General features: G+C 73.2%; 13 protein-coding genes and 1 riboswitch. Of the genes, 5 read left to right on the top strand and 8 right to left on the bottom strand.

The features are described from left to right. The first annotated feature begins 634 nt into the window (after window positions 1-634). The gene (locus ABD901_RS35685) at window positions 635-3,346 is read left to right on the top strand and encodes a CHAT domain-containing protein (RefSeq protein ID WP_345133828.1); all 2,712 of its coding nucleotides are present in this window, start codon (window positions 635-637) and stop codon (window positions 3,344-3,346) included. 27 nt (window positions 3,347-3,373) lie between these two features. Then, complete coding sequence (locus tag ABD901_RS35690) at window positions 3,374-4,174, top strand: gasdermin (RefSeq protein WP_345133830.1); 801 nt, start codon at window positions 3,374-3,376, stop codon at window positions 4,172-4,174. Window positions 4,175-4,367: 193 nt separating this feature from the next. Here ABD901_RS35690 and ABD901_RS35695 read toward each other — a convergent pair whose 3' ends face one another. The 3 genes from ABD901_RS35695 to ABD901_RS35705 are packed head-to-tail and all read right to left on the bottom strand — an operon-like array spanning window position 4,368 to window position 7,503. After that, window positions 4,368-5,069: a hypothetical protein gene (locus ABD901_RS35695; protein WP_345133832.1), complete on the bottom strand. Its 702-nt coding sequence runs from the start codon at window positions 5,067-5,069 to the stop codon at window positions 4,368-4,370. A gap of 53 nt (window positions 5,070-5,122) precedes the next feature. Continuing rightward, window positions 5,123-5,776 carry a response regulator transcription factor gene (locus ABD901_RS35700; protein ID WP_425556759.1) on the bottom strand — a complete coding sequence of 218 codons (654 nt, stop codon included), beginning with the start codon at window positions 5,774-5,776 and terminating at the stop codon, window positions 5,123-5,125. Continuing rightward, entirely contained in the window at window positions 5,773-7,503 is a 1,731-nt protein-coding gene (locus ABD901_RS35705) for a sensor histidine kinase (RefSeq protein WP_345133834.1), read from the bottom strand. The genes ABD901_RS35700 and ABD901_RS35705 overlap by 4 nt, the downstream gene beginning before the upstream one ends. An 86-nt stretch (window positions 7,504-7,589) precedes the next feature. On the opposite strand from ABD901_RS35705, the gene ABD901_RS35710 reads away from it, so the two are divergent. After that, window positions 7,590-8,429 carry an SGNH/GDSL hydrolase family protein gene (locus ABD901_RS35710; protein WP_345133836.1) on the top strand — a complete coding sequence of 280 codons (840 nt, stop codon included), beginning with the start codon at window positions 7,590-7,592 and terminating at the stop codon, window positions 8,427-8,429. An 8-nt stretch (window positions 8,430-8,437) separates the two neighbouring features. On the opposite strand, the gene ABD901_RS35715 is transcribed toward ABD901_RS35710, so the two are convergent. The 4 genes from ABD901_RS35715 to ABD901_RS35730 all read right to left on the bottom strand — a co-directional run bounded on the left by ABD901_RS35715 (window position 8,438) and on the right by ABD901_RS35730 (window position 14,405). Beyond that, window positions 8,438-8,770 carry an ester cyclase gene (locus ABD901_RS35715; RefSeq protein ID WP_345133838.1) on the bottom strand — a complete coding sequence of 111 codons (333 nt, stop codon included), beginning with the start codon at window positions 8,768-8,770 and terminating at the stop codon, window positions 8,438-8,440. A 68-nt stretch (window positions 8,771-8,838) separates the two neighbouring features. After that, complete coding sequence (locus ABD901_RS35720) at window positions 8,839-11,790, bottom strand: glycosyl hydrolase (RefSeq protein WP_345133840.1); 2,952 nt, start codon at window positions 11,788-11,790, stop codon at window positions 8,839-8,841. A gap of 157 nt (window positions 11,791-11,947) precedes the next feature. Further along, on the bottom strand, window positions 11,948-13,963 hold the full coding sequence (locus ABD901_RS35725) for a DUF4132 domain-containing protein (RefSeq protein WP_345133842.1): 2,016 nt from the start codon (window positions 13,961-13,963) through the stop codon (window positions 11,948-11,950). 4 nt (window positions 13,964-13,967) lie between these two features. Beyond that, window positions 13,968-14,405 (bottom strand): hypothetical protein, encoded by a 438-nt coding sequence (locus ABD901_RS35730; protein WP_345133844.1) that lies wholly within the window; start codon window positions 14,403-14,405, stop codon window positions 13,968-13,970. 163 nt (window positions 14,406-14,568) lie between these two features. Further along, window positions 14,569-14,710, top strand: a riboswitch (cyclic di-AMP (ydaO/yuaA leader). 178 nt (window positions 14,711-14,888) lie between these two features. Here ABD901_RS35730 and ABD901_RS35735 point away from each other — a divergent pair. Both ABD901_RS35735 and ABD901_RS35740 read left to right on the top strand, forming a co-directional pair. Then, entirely contained in the window at window positions 14,889-15,620 is a 732-nt protein-coding gene (locus ABD901_RS35735; RefSeq protein WP_345133846.1) for a C39 family peptidase, read from the top strand. A gap of 44 nt (window positions 15,621-15,664) precedes the next feature. Continuing rightward, window positions 15,665-16,132 (top strand): GNAT family N-acetyltransferase, encoded by a 468-nt coding sequence (locus ABD901_RS35740; RefSeq protein ID WP_345133848.1) that lies wholly within the window; start codon window positions 15,665-15,667, stop codon window positions 16,130-16,132. Here ABD901_RS35740 and ABD901_RS35745 read toward each other — a convergent pair. Continuing rightward, window positions 16,114-17,157, bottom strand: coding sequence for a glycoside hydrolase family 113 protein (locus ABD901_RS35745; protein WP_345133850.1), 1,044 nt, complete (start codon window positions 17,155-17,157; stop codon window positions 16,114-16,116). The genes ABD901_RS35740 and ABD901_RS35745 overlap by 19 nt on opposite strands. Between the last annotated feature and the right edge of the window lie 8 nt (window positions 17,158-17,165).

Here is a 17,165-nt window from a genome sequence, read left to right on the forward strand (position 1 = left end):
CTCCGCTGTGGTAGCGCTCGACCGAAGCCGAAGCAGTCGTAGATATGGGCGCTACAAGGATGTGCTAGCCGCCACTCGTCCCGGGCAACGGCGGCAACCGCCTGCGCCGGCGGACGCACCGGCCGGCTCGTTCCGGCTGCGGCCGACCGGGTGGGCGAAGATCGATGGAGCGGCCGCGGTCAGCGCGGACCGGTCAAGCCTCAGGAACGCGGCCGGCAGCATGGATGTCTTCCTGAGCTGGGTGGTCGTCATAGCCGTCGACAATGAGGCGGCGCGGTGCATCCCCGCGGACCCGCTACGCGCCGGCCCGCGCGGCCACAGCCGACATCGGCGCCACATCGGCACTGTCCGGCGACACGGTCTCAACACCGCTGCCCGCGCAGACGACCACCTGTACCACTCCAAGCACACCTGCCGCGACCGCGTCGCCACCGACCCCAATCCCCCGGCAGCGTCACCTTGCTGTCGCCGACTCCGAGAACGGCGAGGCGAGGCATTGAACCGCGTCGTGCCGTCGCGGTAACCTCCGGGCCACGTCTCCGGAAGGGGTCGACATGACGCGTGCCAATGCCGGGTCCTCCACAACGCCGACGAGCGATCGGGCCGCAGCCGTCGACATCCGGCCAGTACGGCAGTGAACGATCCGGAGCAGATACCGTTCGAGGACCTCGTCGCGGCGTCCGACCTCGCCTACCAGGACTTCACGGACACGGGCGACGACAGGGCCCTGGACTCCGCGATCAGCCTCCGCGTGGCCACCTGGCGCGACGACGTGCCCGCACAGGTCCGCGCAACCCAGCGGGCCATCGTGGCCAATCTGCTGGTCGAGCGGGCCGCGGCCCGCATGCCGGTCGGGCTGATCCTGGACACCGTCATGGACGACATCAGCGACGCGATCGTCGCCTGCGGGCAGGCGCTGGCGGTCAGCGGTGCCGACGAGCACGTCCAGGGCCTGGTCCTGCGCGCGATGGACATGCTCGTCGCGGCGCTCGATCGCCAGTCGGGCTCCGGCCGCGGTCACGGCACATCCCGGCAGATCCTGGAGATCTACGCCGCCGTGCTGGAGCGCACGGCCGAGTCCGGGATCCGGACCCACGCCTGGCTGTCCATCGGCGACGCCCGGATGCACACGTGGCGCCGGTCGGGCGCCTCCGCCGAGCTCGACCTGGCCATCGCCGCCTACGACGAGGCGCTGACGACGGCCGCGGAGCAGGCCCGGGAGTACGGCACCCACGCCCTGGTGGCGGCCCTGGGCGAGCGGTACCACGCGCTCGGTCTCCCGTCCGATGTGGACCGCCTCGTGGCGTCGGCCTACGAACTGTGCGCCACCGAACCGTCTGTGGAGGACGTCGCCGCGCTGGCCGACGCGCTGCTCATGCGCCATGAGCGGTTCGGAGACGTCGAGGACGTCCGGGCGGCGATCGACCTGCTCCGCAGTGCCCCCGCGCAGGACGAAGGCGATCCGGCCCGCCCGGCGATGGTGCAGTACCTGCTCGGCGAGGCGCTGCTGCGGCTGTTCCAGCACGAACCGGACGCAGACCTGCTGGCCGAGGCCACCCGCTGCGCGCTGGAATCGCTGGATGTGCTCGCCGACGTGCGACCCCGGCGTTGGCGCGTGCGGGCCGGCCGGCTCGCCGGCGACTGCCACAGCGAGCGCGAGACCTCGCAGGCGCGACTCGCCGCCATCGAAGTGTGGTCGTGGGCACTGCAGCTGGCCGGGCATGAGGATCTGCTCCGGGTCGAGCTGGCCGGCCGGCTGGGCTGGGCGGAGTTCTGGAGGTGGGTCGACGGGGAGAACGACGACCCGCTCGACGCGGCCATCATGTTCCACATCGGGGCGGGACAACTGCTGCGGGAGTTCGTCAACCTGACCGCCGGGTATCGGTGGCGGCGAGCCGCCGACTTCCGCTGGATCGTCGACGGGGCGGTGACCACGTCGGTTATGGTCGCCTTGCACGGCCGGTCCGACGGCGCCTGGCGGGCGGTGCAGTGGGCGGAGGCCTCGAAGTCTCGGCGGCTCGGCGAGCTGCTGTCCCGGCATACGGCCCGGGCGCCGTCGTCAGTGCCGCAGGATCGGCTGGATCGGGAGGCCGAGCTGTTGCGACTGCTCGCCCGGCTGGACGCCGCGGATGCCCGTGCAGGCCTGGACACCGAGCCGGCGGGGCTGCTGGCCCGCCGCGCCGCGGAGAACGAGCTCACCCACCTGTGGGCCGACCTCCGCGAGCTGAGCCAGGACGCCGCCGACTACGTCGAGCGCCGCCGGTCGAGCGTCGTGGACGGGCCGGGTATTGTCGCCCTGGCGGACCGGGTCGGACCCGGGACCGGGCTCGGGACGTTGCACTGCGCGCAGCGGTTCGGCGGCGGCTTCTTCATCTTCCTGGTGGTCTTCCGACACGGCTGGGACGAACCGCGGCCGCTCTCGCTGCACTTCGACGAGGACGGTCCGGACTGGCTCATCGAGCTGATGGGTCGCGAACTGCGTGACCTGTCCGCCGATCCCGCCGGATCCAACTGGACCGCACAGATCCGGCCTCTCGTCAACGACGCCGCGAAGCTCCTGGCCGGCATCGAGTCGCTGATCCTGTCGACCGACCAATGGACCCAGCGGATCCCGTGGGCCGCCCTCATCGCCGAGACGGGCTGGCGATCGTCCGCGGGACCGCTGCCTGTCGCGACGGTGCCGTCCCTCGGCGTGCTCGAGCATCTGCTGCGGCGGGCGCCGTCGGACCGCGCCGGCCACCTAGTGGTCGGCGACCCGGTCGGTGACCTGCCACACGCGGCGGAGGAGGCCCGGCGTGTCGGGCTGCTGCTGGACGCCGACACCCGCATCGGCGAGGCCGCGACGCCCGACGAGGTGCTGCCCCTGCTGCGCCGGGCCCGCATCCTGCACCTCGCCACGCACGCACGCTTCTCAGCCGAGGACCCGGCGGGCTCCGGCATCGTCCTGCGCGCCCGGACGACGGGCAACGCCGTCGTTGTCACAGCCGACGACATCGCCGGCCTCGGTATCCGGCCGGACCTGGTGGTGCTGTCCGGCTGCGACACCGGGCTGCTGGGTCATGACGCCGCCGGCGACGTCGACGGTCTGGTCGCCGCGTTCCTGCAGGCCGGTGCCAGGGCCATCGTCGCCAGCCTGTGGCGGGTCGAGGACGAGGCCACCGCGGAGCTGATGCGACACTTTTACGACGCACTCCAGGCCGGCGCGACCGTCGCTGGGGCGCTCTCGCTGGCCGCCGGTGCGCTGCGCCGGCAGCCGCGTTGGCAGCACCCGTTCTATTGGGCCGCATTCGCCGCGACCGGCGACTGCCTGACCCCGTCAACCTGGCCCGAAGCACCATCGACCTGAGCCGACCCGAGCGACCGGAGTTGCCCCATGTGCCGACGCACGACCACGGATCCGCTGGTGCGGGCCTTCCTGGATCGTTACGGGCTCAACCTGCTTACGGTGCCACGAGCCGCGGCGTCGATCGGCGACCTCTACGTGGTACAGGGTGGCCGGGTGCTGCCGCCCGCCAGCGTCAATGGCTTCCTGCGACCCACCCCGCAACTGCCGCCGGCCAGACACGAGACGCTGGCCGACTTGTCCGGGGTGGCGTCCAGCACGATCTCCTGGGAGGCCGGGATCGGGCTGTTTGAAGGCTTCCTCGCCGCGCTGGGCGCCGCTGCGCTCGTCGACGCGGTGAAGGCGGAATACCGGCGCTCGCAAGTGGCATCGCTGTCGTTCCGGTTCAGCGACTGCCGGCGGACGTCCGTCGACCTCGGCTCGCTCGGCTCACAGCTCACCGGGGCCCGGCCCGATCCGGACCATCCACTGTGGACGTCCGGGTCGCGGTACTACCTGGCCACCGGCGTCGTGCGGTCGCAGTCGCTCAGCGTCCGCGCGGAACGGGCCGACGGACAGGCCGCAAAGCTGGACCTGTCGGTGCTGCGGACGGCCGGGGTCGCCGCGGCCGTGTCCGTCGCACAGACCGGTGCCGCGGAGCTGCGGTATGCGGGGACCCTCCGGCTTGCGATCGGCGTCGAGCTCGTTGAGCTGCGGTTCGACCCGATCGCTGGGCTCCGGTTCCTCGTGCAAGAGGCCACATTGAACGTTCGGGAGGATACGGTGCCGACCCGGGCCTTCCTCGGCGGCCCCGACGACGACGCCTTCATCGTCGTGGAGCCGAACCCGTAGCGCCCGTCCGGCACACCTGACCCTCGTCTACCTGATCTTCCGGGAGCTCCTCGCGCGGCGTGATCGAGGTGATCACGTTCTCGGCCGGGCATCCCGCAGCGCGCGACAGCGGGGCGGGGGCCTTCTACGAGCGGCTGGAGGACGGGCCGGACGGGACACCGCGGCAGTGGTACCGCAGGAGGCTCGTCAGCGACTACTCATCCCGCAGGAGGTAGTCGAGGTCCGCGCAGGTGTCCCAGTCGTCGAGGGACCATTGGATCCAGTGGCTCGCGCTCGGGCCGACCCGCTCGGCGACCTCCACCGGGCGGCCCTCCCACAGCAGTTCGGCCCGCAGCAGGTCCGGTGCCAGGGCCGCCACCTCGTCCATTGTCTCGCCGGGCACGCCGTAGGCGCGCCACGCCTCGAGCCAGTACGCCTTCTCCGACGACCACAACGACGTCGGGGTCGTCGGGGTGTCCCGCTCGATCCTGCCCAGGATGTCGCGCTCGTTCGCGGCGCGGCGCTGTTGCGGGCCGAGCTCACGCCGCTGCTCGGCGCCCGTGCGCGAGGTCAGCAGCAGGGAGTCGTAGTGGTACTCGCACACCCGCCACGGCGACGTCTTCGTCATCCCGGCGGTGCGGTGGGCGATCTCGTCGAATTCGCCGGCGTCGTTGTAGTAGCGGACCCAGAGCGAGGCCAGGCGGTCGCCGTAGCGCTCCCAGATGAACTCCGGGGCGGGGACGCCGCTCCATCGGGCGCCGTACTGCAGGTCGATGAAACCGTCCGCTGCGGCGTGCCACACGGGCACGTAGTAGCTGCCCCGCTCGGGGCTGATCACCGCCGAGAGCAGGTCGTCCGCCGTCAGCGCGGCGTCGAGCGGCTCGGCGCGGACGAAGATGGTCGCAACATTGGCCACGCGCCCGATGGTGCCTCAGGGATGCTCCAGCGCGCGACCCGAATCGCACGCACTCACAGCGCGCGCAGGTACGACAGGACGGCGCACACCCGGCGGTTGTCGGTCCACGAGTCGGCGATGCCGAGCCGGTCGAAGATGTGCTGGACGTGGGTGCCGACAGTGCGCGGCGAGAGCGTGAGGCGCTCGGCGATCCCGCGGTCGGTGAGGCCCTCGGCCATCAGCGCGAGCACCTCCCGCTCCCGGGCGGACAGGGCGGCAAGGGCGGCCGGGACCGCGGGGGTGGCGAGCAGCGCGTCGACGAGGGTGCTGTCGACGACGACCTCGCCGGCGTGGACGCGCCGGACCGCACCGAGGAGCACGGCATGGTCCATGACGCGGTCCTTGAGGAGGTACCCGACGTGCGTGCGCCCCCCGTCGAGCAGCTCGATGGCGTAGGCGGTCTCGATGTACTGCGACAGGACCAGCACCGCGGTGCCCGGGTGCTCGCGGCGCAGGCGCCCGGCCGCGCGCAGGCCCTCGTCGGTATGGGTCGGCGGCATCCGGATGTCGACGACGGCGACGTCGGGCGCATGGAGCGCGACCGCGCGCAGCAGCTCCTCGGCGTCTCCGGCCTCGCCGGCGACGGCGATCCCGCCGGCCTCGAGCAGCCGCGCGAGCCCGGCCCGGATGATCAGCGAGTCGTCGGCGAGAACGACACGCAGGCTCATGCACCACCCCGCACTGCGGCCGGCACCCGGGCCGTGACGGTCGTGCCGCCGCCGGCCGGGCTGTCGACGGTGAGGCGGCCCCCGATCGCGGCGACGCGGTCGGCGAGGCCGCGCAGGCCGGTGCCGCGGCGCTGGTCGGCGCCGCCCGGCCCGTCGTCGCGGACGGCGACGACGAGCTCGCCGTCACCGTGGCTCAGCCGGATCTCGACGCGGCCGCCGGGCGCGTGCTTGGTCGCGTTCTGCAGGGCCTCGGCCACGACGAAGTACGCGGCGGTCTCGGCGGCCGCGTCGAGCCGCCCCGGCAGGTCGGCCCGCACCGTGACCGGCAGCGGCGCCCGCCGGCGCAGCTCGTCGAGGGCGACCTCGAGCCCCCGCTCGGCCAGCAGCGCCGGCCGCAGCCCGCGGGCGAGGGCCCGCAGTTCGGCGATCGAGGCGCGCAGTTGCCCGCGAGCGTCGTCGAGCAGCGCCGCGGCCGCGCTGTGCTCGGGCAGCGCCAGCCGCGCCGATTCCAGGGCCATCCCGACCCCGATGAGCTGCTGCTGGGCCCCGTCGTGCAGGTCGCGCTCGACCCGGCCGCGCTCGGCGTCGGCGGCGTGCAGCAGCCGCTCCCGCGACGCGGTCGCCTCGGCGAGCTGCGCCTGCACGCGCGCGGTCAGCCGCGCGTTGTCGAGCGTGACGGCGGCGGCCGTGACGGCGGCGTCGAACAGCTCGGGGTCCTCCTCGCGGGCGCTCGGGTGGTGCAGCAGCAGCGCACCCTCGCCGAGCTCGGTCGCGACGCGAGGGTCGGGCGGCGCGGACGGTTCGGGCTCTGCGGGCGGCTCCACGATCTGCAGGGTCGGGTCGCGCAGCACCTCGGCGAGCCCGGCCTGCAGGTCCTCGACGGTCGCGCTGCGCAGCCGGACGAGCATCGTGGCGACGTCGGCGCGGGCGAGGCGGCTGCGGTACAGGCCGGCCACCAGCGCGGCCGGCACCCAGAACGCCACGACCACGTTGCCCCAGGTGTAGATGTCGTACAGCACGTGCGGCACCCGGGTCGCGAACGACGCGAGGTTCAGGCCGGAGGTGTACAGGAAGTTGCCGAGCGGCCCGGCCGCCGCCCACAGCACGGGCGCGGCGGTGCGGCGCCGGGCCGGCGTCATGCGGGACCGGCGCCGGGCGATCAGCGCGAGCAGCCACAGCCCGAGACCCGCCGCGACAATGGGCCGGGCGACGTAGTACAGCGCGTGGACCACGGCCACCGACGGGTGGATCAGCACCGGGTTGCCCGGGCACTCCCCCGCCCGGCAGCCGGTCAGCCAGGCCGGCTCGGCGAAGGCGGCGATGCCCAGCCACAGCAGCGGCGTGGCGTAGGCCGCCCGCAGGAACCACCGCTCGGCCCGCGTCTGCGCGCGCCCGTCCGGGTAGGTGAGCAGCACGTGCCCAAGCAGGACCCAGTACAACGGCGTCGCGGCGAACCACAGCACCAGCAGCGCGCCGCTGTCCCACCCGCCGACGCCGCCGACGAGCCCGTAGGCGCCCCAGGCCAGCAGCAGCGGCCCGACCCGGCTGTCCGGCCGCCGGGTCCGGGCGATCAGGCCGCCGCCGATCGCGGCGAGGTCGCCGGCCGCGGCCAGCACCGTCCACAGCGGGTCCTGCCCGCGCCAGGTCCAGTAGGCGACGCAGCCGGCCGCGACGAGCACGGCGAGCGGCATCAGCCGCCACGGCCGCCCGAGCGGGATGCTGCGCATGCAAACAGGATCGCACCCCGCCCGCCCGGCCGGGATGCGTAGAACTACCGACGCGCCGCTCGCCGTGACGCTCGAGCGTGGGTCGCATGATTCGACAGTTCGTCCGCGGCGGCTGCCTGGCACTGGCGCTGACCGCCCTCGCCGCCGGGTACGCCGGCGGGACGCCCGCCGCCGCGTCCGGCCCGCCGGCTCGCTACTACCTCGCGCTCGGCGACTCGATCGCCTACGGCTTCCGGACCGACAAGGCGCTCGCCGGCCGGCCGCCCGAGGCCTTCGACACCGGCTACGTCGACCTGCTCTCGGCGCGCCTGCGCGGCCTGGCCACCGTGAACTACTCGTGCCCGGGCGAGTCGACGGTCACGTTCCGCGTCTCCTGCCCGTGGAAGGACTCCGGCCACCGGCTGCACGACGACTACTCCGGCGCACAGCTCGGCGCGGCGCTGTCGTTCCTGCACCGCCACCGCGGCCGGGTCGAGCTGATCACCGTGTCGCTCAACGGCAACGACATCAACGACTTCGTCGCGGCCTGCGCCGGCGACCCGGGCTGCATCCAGCGCTCGGCGCCGGACGCCGTCGCGCGGTACGCCGCCCGCCTGCGCTCCATCCTGCTGCAGCTACGCGCCGCCGCCCCCGCGGCCCGGATCGTCGTGGTCGGCGCCTACGACCCGAACGTCGGCCGGTTCGCGTTCAGCGACCCACTGTTCGCGTCCGTCAACGCCGCACAGGCCGCGGCGGCCACCGCCGTGCGGGCCCGCTTCGCCGACCCGTTCCCGGTGTTCAACCCGCAGGGCGACCCGGCCGCCGAGACTGCGGCGATCTGCGCGCTGACCCTGATCTGCACGAACGGCGACGCACACCCGTCCGACGCCGGCTACCGCGCACTGGCCGACGTGATCTGGCGGGTGGTCAGGCGTCCGGGCCGGTGATGCCCGGTCTACCGCGGACCGCTCTGCTGGTAGGTCCACATCTCGGCCATCAGCCCGTCGGCGAGCCGCACGAGCCAGACCAGCTTCCCCGGCGATCCGTCCCCCGGCGCCTCCCCGACGGACCCCACCACGGCCACGAGGTCCTCGTCGCCGAGCACACTGTGGACGGTGAACCGCAACCCCGGCCGCGCCGCCCGGATGGCCATCACCGACTGCCGCACCCCGTCCGGCCCGGCGACCTCGGGATGGGCGTGGTCGACCCACGCCGGATGCAGCACCTGCTCGGCGATGCTCGTGTCGCCGGTGTTCCACATGTCGAAGTAACGCAGCACCACATCCATGGACCGATCATGCCTCGCCCGGCCAGACCCGGTGGGCCCGCCGCGGCGGGCCCACCGGTCAGAAAGGGTCAGCCGACGGTGTAGGGGATGGTGAGGGTCGACTGGTTGCCGTTGGCGGCGGTGGCGTCGATGCGCACCGTGGTGTTGGCGTTGCCGATGGCGTTCCACAGCTCCAGGCGGACGCAGCCGTTGCTCATCGCCGACAAGGTGCCGCTGGACGAGGCGAGGCCGGCCGACTGGGTGTACTGCTCCGTGCCCACGACCGGGTCGGTGGCGAAGTAGCGGTACGTCTCCACGCGGCCGTAGGTGCCGGTGCCGGTGAAGTCGTACGACACCCGGGCCTCGATGCCCTGGCCCACGGCGGTGCCGGCGTCGACGTGCAGCGTGAACTGCGTCGCGGTGCCGTTCGTGGCGCCGGTGATGCCGCACGTGCGGTACGTGACCGGGTTGTGCGGGTTGCCGTCCCAGTTGCCGTTGGCGGCGGTGATCGTCTGGGTCGACGCGCCGCCGCCGGCGGTGGTGGACAACGCGGGGCCCGAGCGCAGGTAGAAGCGGTTCGAGCCCGCAGGGGGCGTCGACGTGGACGGGGACGCGGACGGGGAGCTCGACGCAGACGCGGACGCCGACGCCGACGGCGAGGCCGACGGGGACTGCGACGTCGGCGGCTGGGAGGTGCCGTTGCCGCCGACCCAGGTGTACGCGCCGGTCGTGGCCGTCTTGCCCGCCGGGACCGTCAGGGTGCGGCCGTCGGAGAACGTGACGGTGAGCGGGTTGGCGGTCAGGTTCGTCGCCGCGTAGGTGCGGGCGCCGTTCTTCGTGAAGACCGCGTACAGCGGCGTGTTCGCGGTGACGCTGGTGTCGACGGTGCCGAGCGCGGCGAGGTTGCGGATCCAGTGGAACGTGTGTGCCCGGCTCTCGCCCTCTTCCGGGGTGTACCCGGGGTTGGCCCGCAGGTTGGCCAGTGCCTGGTCGCCGTTGCCCAGCGCCTGGAACGACCACAGCACGTCCTGCCACACCGTCGGCGAGCCGCCGTTGTTCGTGACGAGCTCGTTGTAGTTGACGGTGTTGTACGCCGGGCGGTACCCCATGTAGAACGACCCGCCCGTGACCGGCAGCATGTTGATGCCCTGGATCATCTCGGGCTCGCCGCTGAACCAGGTGGCGTAGGCGCCGCCGTCGCCCCAGACCATGCCGACGGCGTTGTGCGCGAACGTCGGCGGGAAGTTCTGGTTGGCCGAGTCGAACCAGTACTCCTGGATCGCCTGCGCCTGCGTGGTGTAGATGTACAGGCCGGCGTCGCGGACCGCGGTGTTGCCGGTGGCGATGCCCCACTGGATGAGGGCGTTGGCGAAGTTCATGCCCTCCGAGGACGACTCCTGGTTGTTGCCGGCGAAGAACGAGCCGTGCCCGGAGGCCCAGTCGTGGCCGGCGTAGATGTCGAAGTCGCGCAGGAACGGGAACATCGTGTCGGCGCGGTCCGGGTTGTTCGCGTCGCGGATGAGCAGGTTCACCATGCCGCCGTAGGCGTTGCTGGCGGCCCAGTTGCGGTCGTACTTGGCCAGGGTCGCGGCGGCGGCGATGTAGTAGCCGTAGTGGAAGTGGTGGTCGTTGAGCTCGGCGTCGGAGCCGTAGGAGGCCGGGTAGCCGATGAGCGTGCCCCACGCCTGGTTGTACACGAACAGCCGGCCCGTCTCGCCGCTGCTCGCGGTGAACCAGTCGGTCAGCCGCGTGCGGATCGCGCTCAGCAGCGTGTCGCGCTGGGCGGTGCGGCCGAGCTGGTCGGCGATCTCGGCGGCGCGGGCGGCGCGGCCGAGGCCCTTGCCGGTCCAGTACGTGTCGTTGCCGAAGCCCGCGAGGGGGTCGCCGGCGGTGACCTGGTCCAGGTATCCGCCGACGGTGCTCAGGTCGGCGCCGGAGGAGTCCGCGACGGCGGGCACCTCAGGGAGTACACCTTGGAAGCGTGTCGCAGTGGTGAAGGCGCCCGCGCCGGTCAAGATCTTCATCGCCCCGCGCGGGGAGACGTAGGTCTGTGCGATCGGCGTCGCGCCGGACAGGTTCTTCCACTGGTGCGGGTAGAGCGCCAGCACGGTGCCGGAGCCGGTGCCCTCCCGGGCCGTCGTGGTGAACGTGTAGGTGGCGTTGACGGTGCTGGAGGCCTGGTCGAAGCCCCACGAGACGCGGGTGCCGGTGACGTGGTTGTGCGCGTACTGCCCGTAGGTGTTGGCCAGCGCCGTGCGGTCCGCGGCCGGCGTCGACGTGGTCGTGGGCAGCAGCGCGACCGAGAAGTAGTCGCGGCCGGCGAGGGTGGAGGTGATGGCGTTGCCGCTGACGGTCCAGGTGGCCCCCGTCGGCGCGTAGGCCATGTAGTCGTGGCCGCGGACGGTGAACCCGACCCGGTTGCCGCTGTTGGACCACACGGCGGGCGCGCCGCCGAAGGTCAGCTGGGCGTTGCCGCCGCTGGTGCGGGCGTAGACGAACGGGATGCCGTGGCCGATGGTCGTCTTGAGGGTGCGGGCGCCGTCGGACCACGAGGGCGTGACGGTCCAGTCGGTCCAGCCGTCGACCAGGGTGTTGGGGGCGTTGAGGCCGGTCACGCCGAGGGTGAACTCGGTGGTGTACGGGAAGTGGTACTCACCGGGGCCGGTGGCGGTGCCGGAGATGGCGGCCTCGGTGGTGTACGAGACGCCCAGGCCCCCGGCGGAGGGCTGGAACGCCATCGGGTGCGCCTCCAGCGGGGTGGAGTAGGCGCAGTCGGTGCGCTTGAACAGCAGCGACGACCACCAGTCGTTGGTGGGCACGGCGCCGGCGGGCGCGTTGGCGGTGACGTACTGGCGGGGGTTGGTCGCGATGCTGCCGCACCCGGTCGGGCCGGTGGTCCCGGCCGGCGCGGTGGTGGCGTAGCTGCCGGAGCCGAGCGTTGCGGCCTCGGCATTCTGCAGAGCGACGAAGGTCAGGGCGGCGGCGACCACCGTTACGGCGATCGCGCCGGCCGCGGCGGGGCGGCCTCGGGCAAGACGCATGGTTGGGACTCCGAGATGAGATTGGCGGTCATTGCGGGGTCCCTGGGAATGATGCGCACCAAATGTGACCAGTGTCAATGGTCAGTTGCGGAGAGCGCTCTCAAAATCGTACCTGAGCTGGGCAAACAAAAAGAGAGCGCTTTCACGCGAGGAGTCCTCAGAGGCGGCGCAGTTGGGCGAGGATCGACTCGTCGGCGATGCGCTCGTCCTCGTTCAGCAACAGGATCTTGCTGAGGATGACGCTCGTCGGGCGGTCCTCGTCCGCGAAGGGCAGGAACAGCCGCTGGTGCGGCCGCGCGCCGAAGTCGGCCGGCACCACGCACAGGTAGCCGCCCGGCTCGACGTGGATGCTGCCGCTGTTGAGGTGCACGCGGTACGTCGCCCGCGAGCCGCGCACCAGCGCCGTGACGCCCTCGACGCTCACGCGGGTCAGGGCGAGGTCGCGCACGAGGGCGCCGAGCAGCTGGGCGCGGCTCTGCGCGTGCAACGGCGACGCATAGGCGTCCGGTTCCGTGCCGGCCACCGACACGACCAGGTCGAGGTCGCGCATGACCTCTGAGAACGCGATGGGTGGCGCTTGCTCCAGTGGTACCGCGGAATCTCCGGCGAGCAGGACCACCTCGCCCAGCAGGACGTCGCCCATGCCGAAGTGGCCGTGGAAGTCGCAGTGCAGTGCGGCGCGCAGGCCCGGGCCGGCGGAACGGATCGCCGAGTGCGTCTCGTAGCTGTCGCGCAGCGACCAGCCCCGCGCGGACAGCAGCTGCCCGGCGACCTTGCCGTTGACGCGGTGCCCGGCGAAGCGGGCCGAGGCGGTCACGGCGGCGCGCTCGGCCGGCGTCGGCAGGTACAGCTCCCGGAACGCCTGCCGCACGGGCTGGCGGACCCGCCGGGCGACGATCTCGGCCTGCCAGTGCGCGAGCAGGTCGCGCTCGAAGAGGTGGTACGGGTGCACGGCGGTCAGCGGCGCGCCGCGCTGCACGTCGGGCAGCAGCCCGATGGCGCCCGAGGCGTCCAGCCACAGCAGGGCGGGCAGCATCGCCGCGCCGGCCGGTATGCGCAGCAGCCGGTCGAGCTCGTCGGGCGCCAGCGTGCCGCCGGTGGCGACGAGGCGCTCCAGCAGGCCGGTGCGCATCCGGCGGGCCTGGTCGCGCAGGCGCTCCTGGTGCTCGCGCAGCGCCGGGTAGTCGGGGTGCCCGCGGACCTCGGCCGGCACGCTACGCAGCCGCTTGCCGGCCTTGACGACCTCGATGACGGCGTCGGCGCCCTCGGCGCGCACGGCCGCGGTGTAGGCGCCGATCTGCCGCTCGACGGCGGCCTCGGCGAGGTCGGCCTCGCAGTGCCACTCGAGGCGCGCCGCGTCGGGGAAGCCGGTGACCTGGGCGAGGTGGTGCAGCGCGGCGTCGATCGCGTCGGCGTGGCTGTGCCGGCGGTTGGGGCCGAGCTTCGCGCCGCGCTTGGCGACGTCGCGCAGCACCAGGTAGCGGTCCCGGACGGTCTCGCCATCGGCGAGCGGCAGCAGGCCGTAGGCGGCGATGCCCTCGAGGGCGTTGTTGCGCACGCGCTTCTCCACCGCCGGGCGGTTGCGCCCGAGGGCGGCACCGACCGCCTCGCTCGGGCACAGCTCGAGGATCCGCTCGGTGCGCTCCGGGCCGGCCTCGGCGACCGCGTCGAGGATCTCCGCCCGGTCGTAGCGCCGGGTGCCCTCGTGCAGGCGCGGCGGCCGGCACAGGCGCAGCAGCGGCTCGTGTGCCGCCGGGCCGAGCACGGCCAGGATCGCGTCGGCGTCGCCGGACGGCCCGCGCAGCTGCATGGCGCGCCGGGCGACGGACAGGGGCCGTTCGCGCAGCCACGCGACGAGCTCGTCGCGCTCGGCGTCGGTGAGGTCGGCGTCGCAGTCGTAGTAGGCGGGCCGGGACTCCTCCACCGCGCGCAGGAAGTGGCGCAGCCCGCGCGGGCGGACCACCTGCGGCACCGGCTCGACGCGCCGCCACAGCAGGTCGTCGGCCACGTCGCGCAGGAACAGCAGGCAGTCGTCGGGGATGCCGAGCATGCCCCGCCACAGGTACGGGTCGTCGGCGAAGGCACGCTCCACTGTGGACGCGTCAAGCTCGCCGGCGGCGAACTTCGACGCGAGGCAGAGGGCGACCTGGTACGGGTCGGGCGGCCGGTCCATCGGCTCAGCCGCCGGCGAGTGGCACGAGCCGCAGGAAGACGACGACCTCGCCCGGCCGGGCGGCGACTGGCTCGTCGAGGCCGTGCAGCTGCCGGCCGCCGACGAAGACCGCGAACGCGCCCTTGCCGAAGGCGGCCCGCGCCCGCGCCGCCTCGGCGCCGGCGTCGGGCGGCGCCGGCTCGCGCTGTGCCGGCTCGCGCAGGCGCACGGCGCCGGCCGCGGCCTGCGCCCGGATGTCGTCGGCGGTGAGGTACTGCCGGTCGAGCACCACGCGGCACTGCGCGCGGTCGGCGGCGAGGAGCCGGACCTGCTCGGCGACGGCCCGCCCGATGAGGTCGCCGACGGTCGTGCCCGGTCCGGCCTCGACCCGCACGGCGGGCATCTCGCCCCGGTCCCGCCCGGGGATCCGCCCCCGCACCTCGACGATCATTTCGACGGCCACCTCCCGGCCGCCATCCTAGGTGCGCACGTTCCGGCGCACTGCCCGCCGCCTGAGCGACCGCGTTTTGCCTGGTGGCAGTATTTGCGGGGGTCTTGGCAGGGACGGTACCGACCAGTAAGGTCACCTCGTCCGAGTCGGTTCTCAGCCGTGACCACGTGGCGCCGGCCCGGACCCGCCGAATCGCAGATGCGAACCGGGGACCCACAGTAGTCCCGGGGTGAATCCAACGGCCCCCTGGCCGTGGTAGGGCGAAGCTTCCCGCCCGAATCCGTCAGCTAACCCGGTAGGCGGCACCGGAAGGAGTTCCCTGTGCCCCACCCTCTTCGCCTGCTGGCAGGCCTACATCCGGTTGAGCGCTTCCGGGCCTAGCAAAGCCCGCGCTCCCTCGACCCCACGTAGTCGGTCGCCGACGCCCTCAGCCGGGCGGCGGGACCTCAGCCTGCCCAGGAGTACCTTACCATGCGTCATCGCTCCACCACATCTATGCGTGATCGTATCGCCACGCTTCGCCGTCCCCTTCCCGCGGTGCTCGGCACCGCCGCGCTCGCGGTCGTCTCGGTAGCGACCGCCGCCGCGCTCAGCCACTCGCCGGAGCCGGCGAACAACGCACACGGAGCCGGCCTCGCCGCGCTCAGCCTGGCCCTCCCCGAGCACCATGACGCACCGCAGGCCGAGGCCAAGCCCGACCCGCTGCTCACCGCGCCGGCGGAGAAGGTCCTGAACTACTCCTTCCAGCTGCAGACGACGTTCTACAACTGCGGGCCGGCCGCCACGCGGATGGCCCTGTCCACGAGCATGTCTCCGCCGTCGCAGGGCGACCTGGCCGGCGTGCTGGGCACCACGGTCAACGGCACCAACTCGGCCGACGACACCACCCGTGGGCTCAACCGGGTCCTGGGCCGCGACGCGTACAAGACCCACTGGATTCCCGGCGAGGACGCCACGGGCGAGGAGGCCGAGCAGCTGCAGCGCAACGTCGTCAGCGCCATCGGCGACGGACGCGGCGTGGTAGCCAACATCGTCGGCGGCGTCACCGACATGGCCGGCACCTACCACGAGTTCGGCGGCGGCCACTACGTCGCGATCATCGGCTACCGCGACCGCGGCCGCCAGGTCAAGGTCGCCGACTCGTCGGGCATGTTCGGCCCCGGCTCGTACTGGGTGGAGACCTACCCGATGGCCAGCTGGATCGGCCACCGCGGCTACTCCGCCTGAGATATCGGTTCGGTGGGATCGGCCCCTCGGCGAGACTGGTCACCGTGAACGTGGACTGCGTTGCGGTGCCCGGTGCGGACGCCGAGGGGCTGGTGCCGTTGCTGCATGACGCCGAGGAGGACGACGAGCGCATCCGCGCGGCGCTGCGCGAGCCGGCCTGCCGGGCCTACGCCGCGCTGCTCGGCGGCGAGCGGGTCGCCGCGGCCGTCGTGCGGTGGGACGAGCACGGGCCTTCGGAGATCGTGTACATCGCGGTCGACCCCGCCCGCCGCGGCGGCGGCATCGGCCGGCGGCTCGTCGCCGCGATCCAGGCCGAGCTGCCGCAGCACGGCCGGACGCTGCTGGTCGGCACGGCGAACTCGTCGCTGGACAACATCGCGTTCTACCAGAAGTGCGGCTTCCGGATGCACTCCGTGCAGCGCGACTTCTTCGACTACATCCGCCCGCCCCTGGTCGAGCACGGCATCACGATGCGCGACATGATCGTGTTTTCCTACGAGGCCGACGCGTAGGCGTCGGCCACCGCGTGGAAGGCGAGCTTCGGAGCCCACGGCAGGCCCCGATAGTCCTCGCCGTGCGACGCGGTCCGCCACGGTACCGCGGGATGGCGCGCGGCCAGGTCCCCGACCCGGCCCGCGCCGCTGCGCACGAGGGCGTAGCTGCCGAGGTCGAAGTCGAAGCGCGGGTCGGCGTTGGCCGGGTTGAGCGGCGAGACGAAGGTGTGCACGAAGGCGCCGTCGACGCCGGCCGCGTCGAACAGGCGCAGGCACTCGGCGATCTCGCGGGCCTGCGCCGGCTCGTCGCGCACGTAGTCGCCGGCCAGCCGCGGCGGGTCGGCGGCGTGGTCGAAGATGTCCCAGCCCGCGCCGCCGAGGCGCTGCGCCCCGGCGTAGCCGCAGCAGCCGAACTCCGCGACGATCGCGGGCCGGCCGCGGGCGCAGATCCGCTCGACGATGCGGGGGTAGCGGTCGCGGATCGCCTCGTCGCGGTACAGGTCGACGCCGACGAAGTCGAACCGCGCCCAGTCGACGCGCTCCCACGGCAGAGCGGCATACGTCAGCGGCCCGGCGAAGACGCCGCGGACGCCGGCGACGGCCCGCCCGAGCACCTCGTCGAGCCGGCGCGTCTGCTCCTCGGTGCGCGGCCCGGCGGCGGCGCAGTGCGCGATGCGTTCGTACACGGTGGCGCCGGGCAGGATGCCGGGCATCATCAGGCTCAGCTCGCTGGCGACGCTGAGGAACACCCGGCCGGGCGCTCGTCGGTGGAGCCGCTCGGCCACGCCGGCGGCCGCGACGATGAAGGCGTGTGTCTCGTCCGGCCCGCGCTCCCACAGCTGCGGCGCCAGCCAGGCTTCGAGCCCGGCGTCGAGCGCGAGCCCGCCGGCCCGCGCGAGGCGGTCCAGGTCCTCGCCGTGGATCTTGACCGCGGTACCGTGCAGGTCGCCCCTGATGATCTCGAGCTCGCGGGCCACCTCGTCCCAGCGCAGGTCGGGCCGCGAGTCCTGCCCGTCGACCGTGTGCCCTACGTCGTAGGTCACACCCCGGC

This window comes from Dactylosporangium darangshiense (genome assembly GCF_039537565.1).
Lineage (GTDB): Bacteria > Actinomycetota > Actinomycetes > Mycobacteriales > Micromonosporaceae > Dactylosporangium > Dactylosporangium darangshiense.

What these genes read in the sequence shown, in the direction of transcription:
- ABD901_RS35700 (WP_425556759.1), bottom strand. Translation starts at nt 5,776, where the DNA reads ATGAGCCTGCGTGTCGTTCTCGCCGACGACTCGCTGATCATCCGGGCC.
- ABD901_RS35720 (WP_345133840.1), bottom strand. Translation starts at nt 11,790, where the DNA reads ATGCGTCTTGCCCGAGGCCGCCCCGCCGCGGCCGGCGCGATCGCCGTA.
- ABD901_RS35710 (WP_345133836.1), top strand. Translation starts at nt 7,590, where the DNA reads ATGATTCGACAGTTCGTCCGCGGCGGCTGCCTGGCACTGGCGCTGACC.
- ABD901_RS35725 (WP_345133842.1), bottom strand. Translation starts at nt 13,963, where the DNA reads ATGGACCGGCCGCCCGACCCGTACCAGGTCGCCCTCTGCCTCGCGTCG.
- ABD901_RS35705 (WP_345133834.1), bottom strand. Translation starts at nt 7,503, where the DNA reads ATGCGCAGCATCCCGCTCGGGCGGCCGTGGCGGCTGATGCCGCTCGCC.
- ABD901_RS35735 (WP_345133846.1), top strand. Translation starts at nt 14,889, where the DNA reads ATGCGTGATCGTATCGCCACGCTTCGCCGTCCCCTTCCCGCGGTGCTC.
- ABD901_RS35690 (WP_345133830.1), top strand. Translation starts at nt 3,374, where the DNA reads ATGTGCCGACGCACGACCACGGATCCGCTGGTGCGGGCCTTCCTGGAT.
- ABD901_RS35715 (WP_345133838.1), bottom strand. Translation starts at nt 8,770, where the DNA reads ATGGATGTGGTGCTGCGTTACTTCGACATGTGGAACACCGGCGACACG.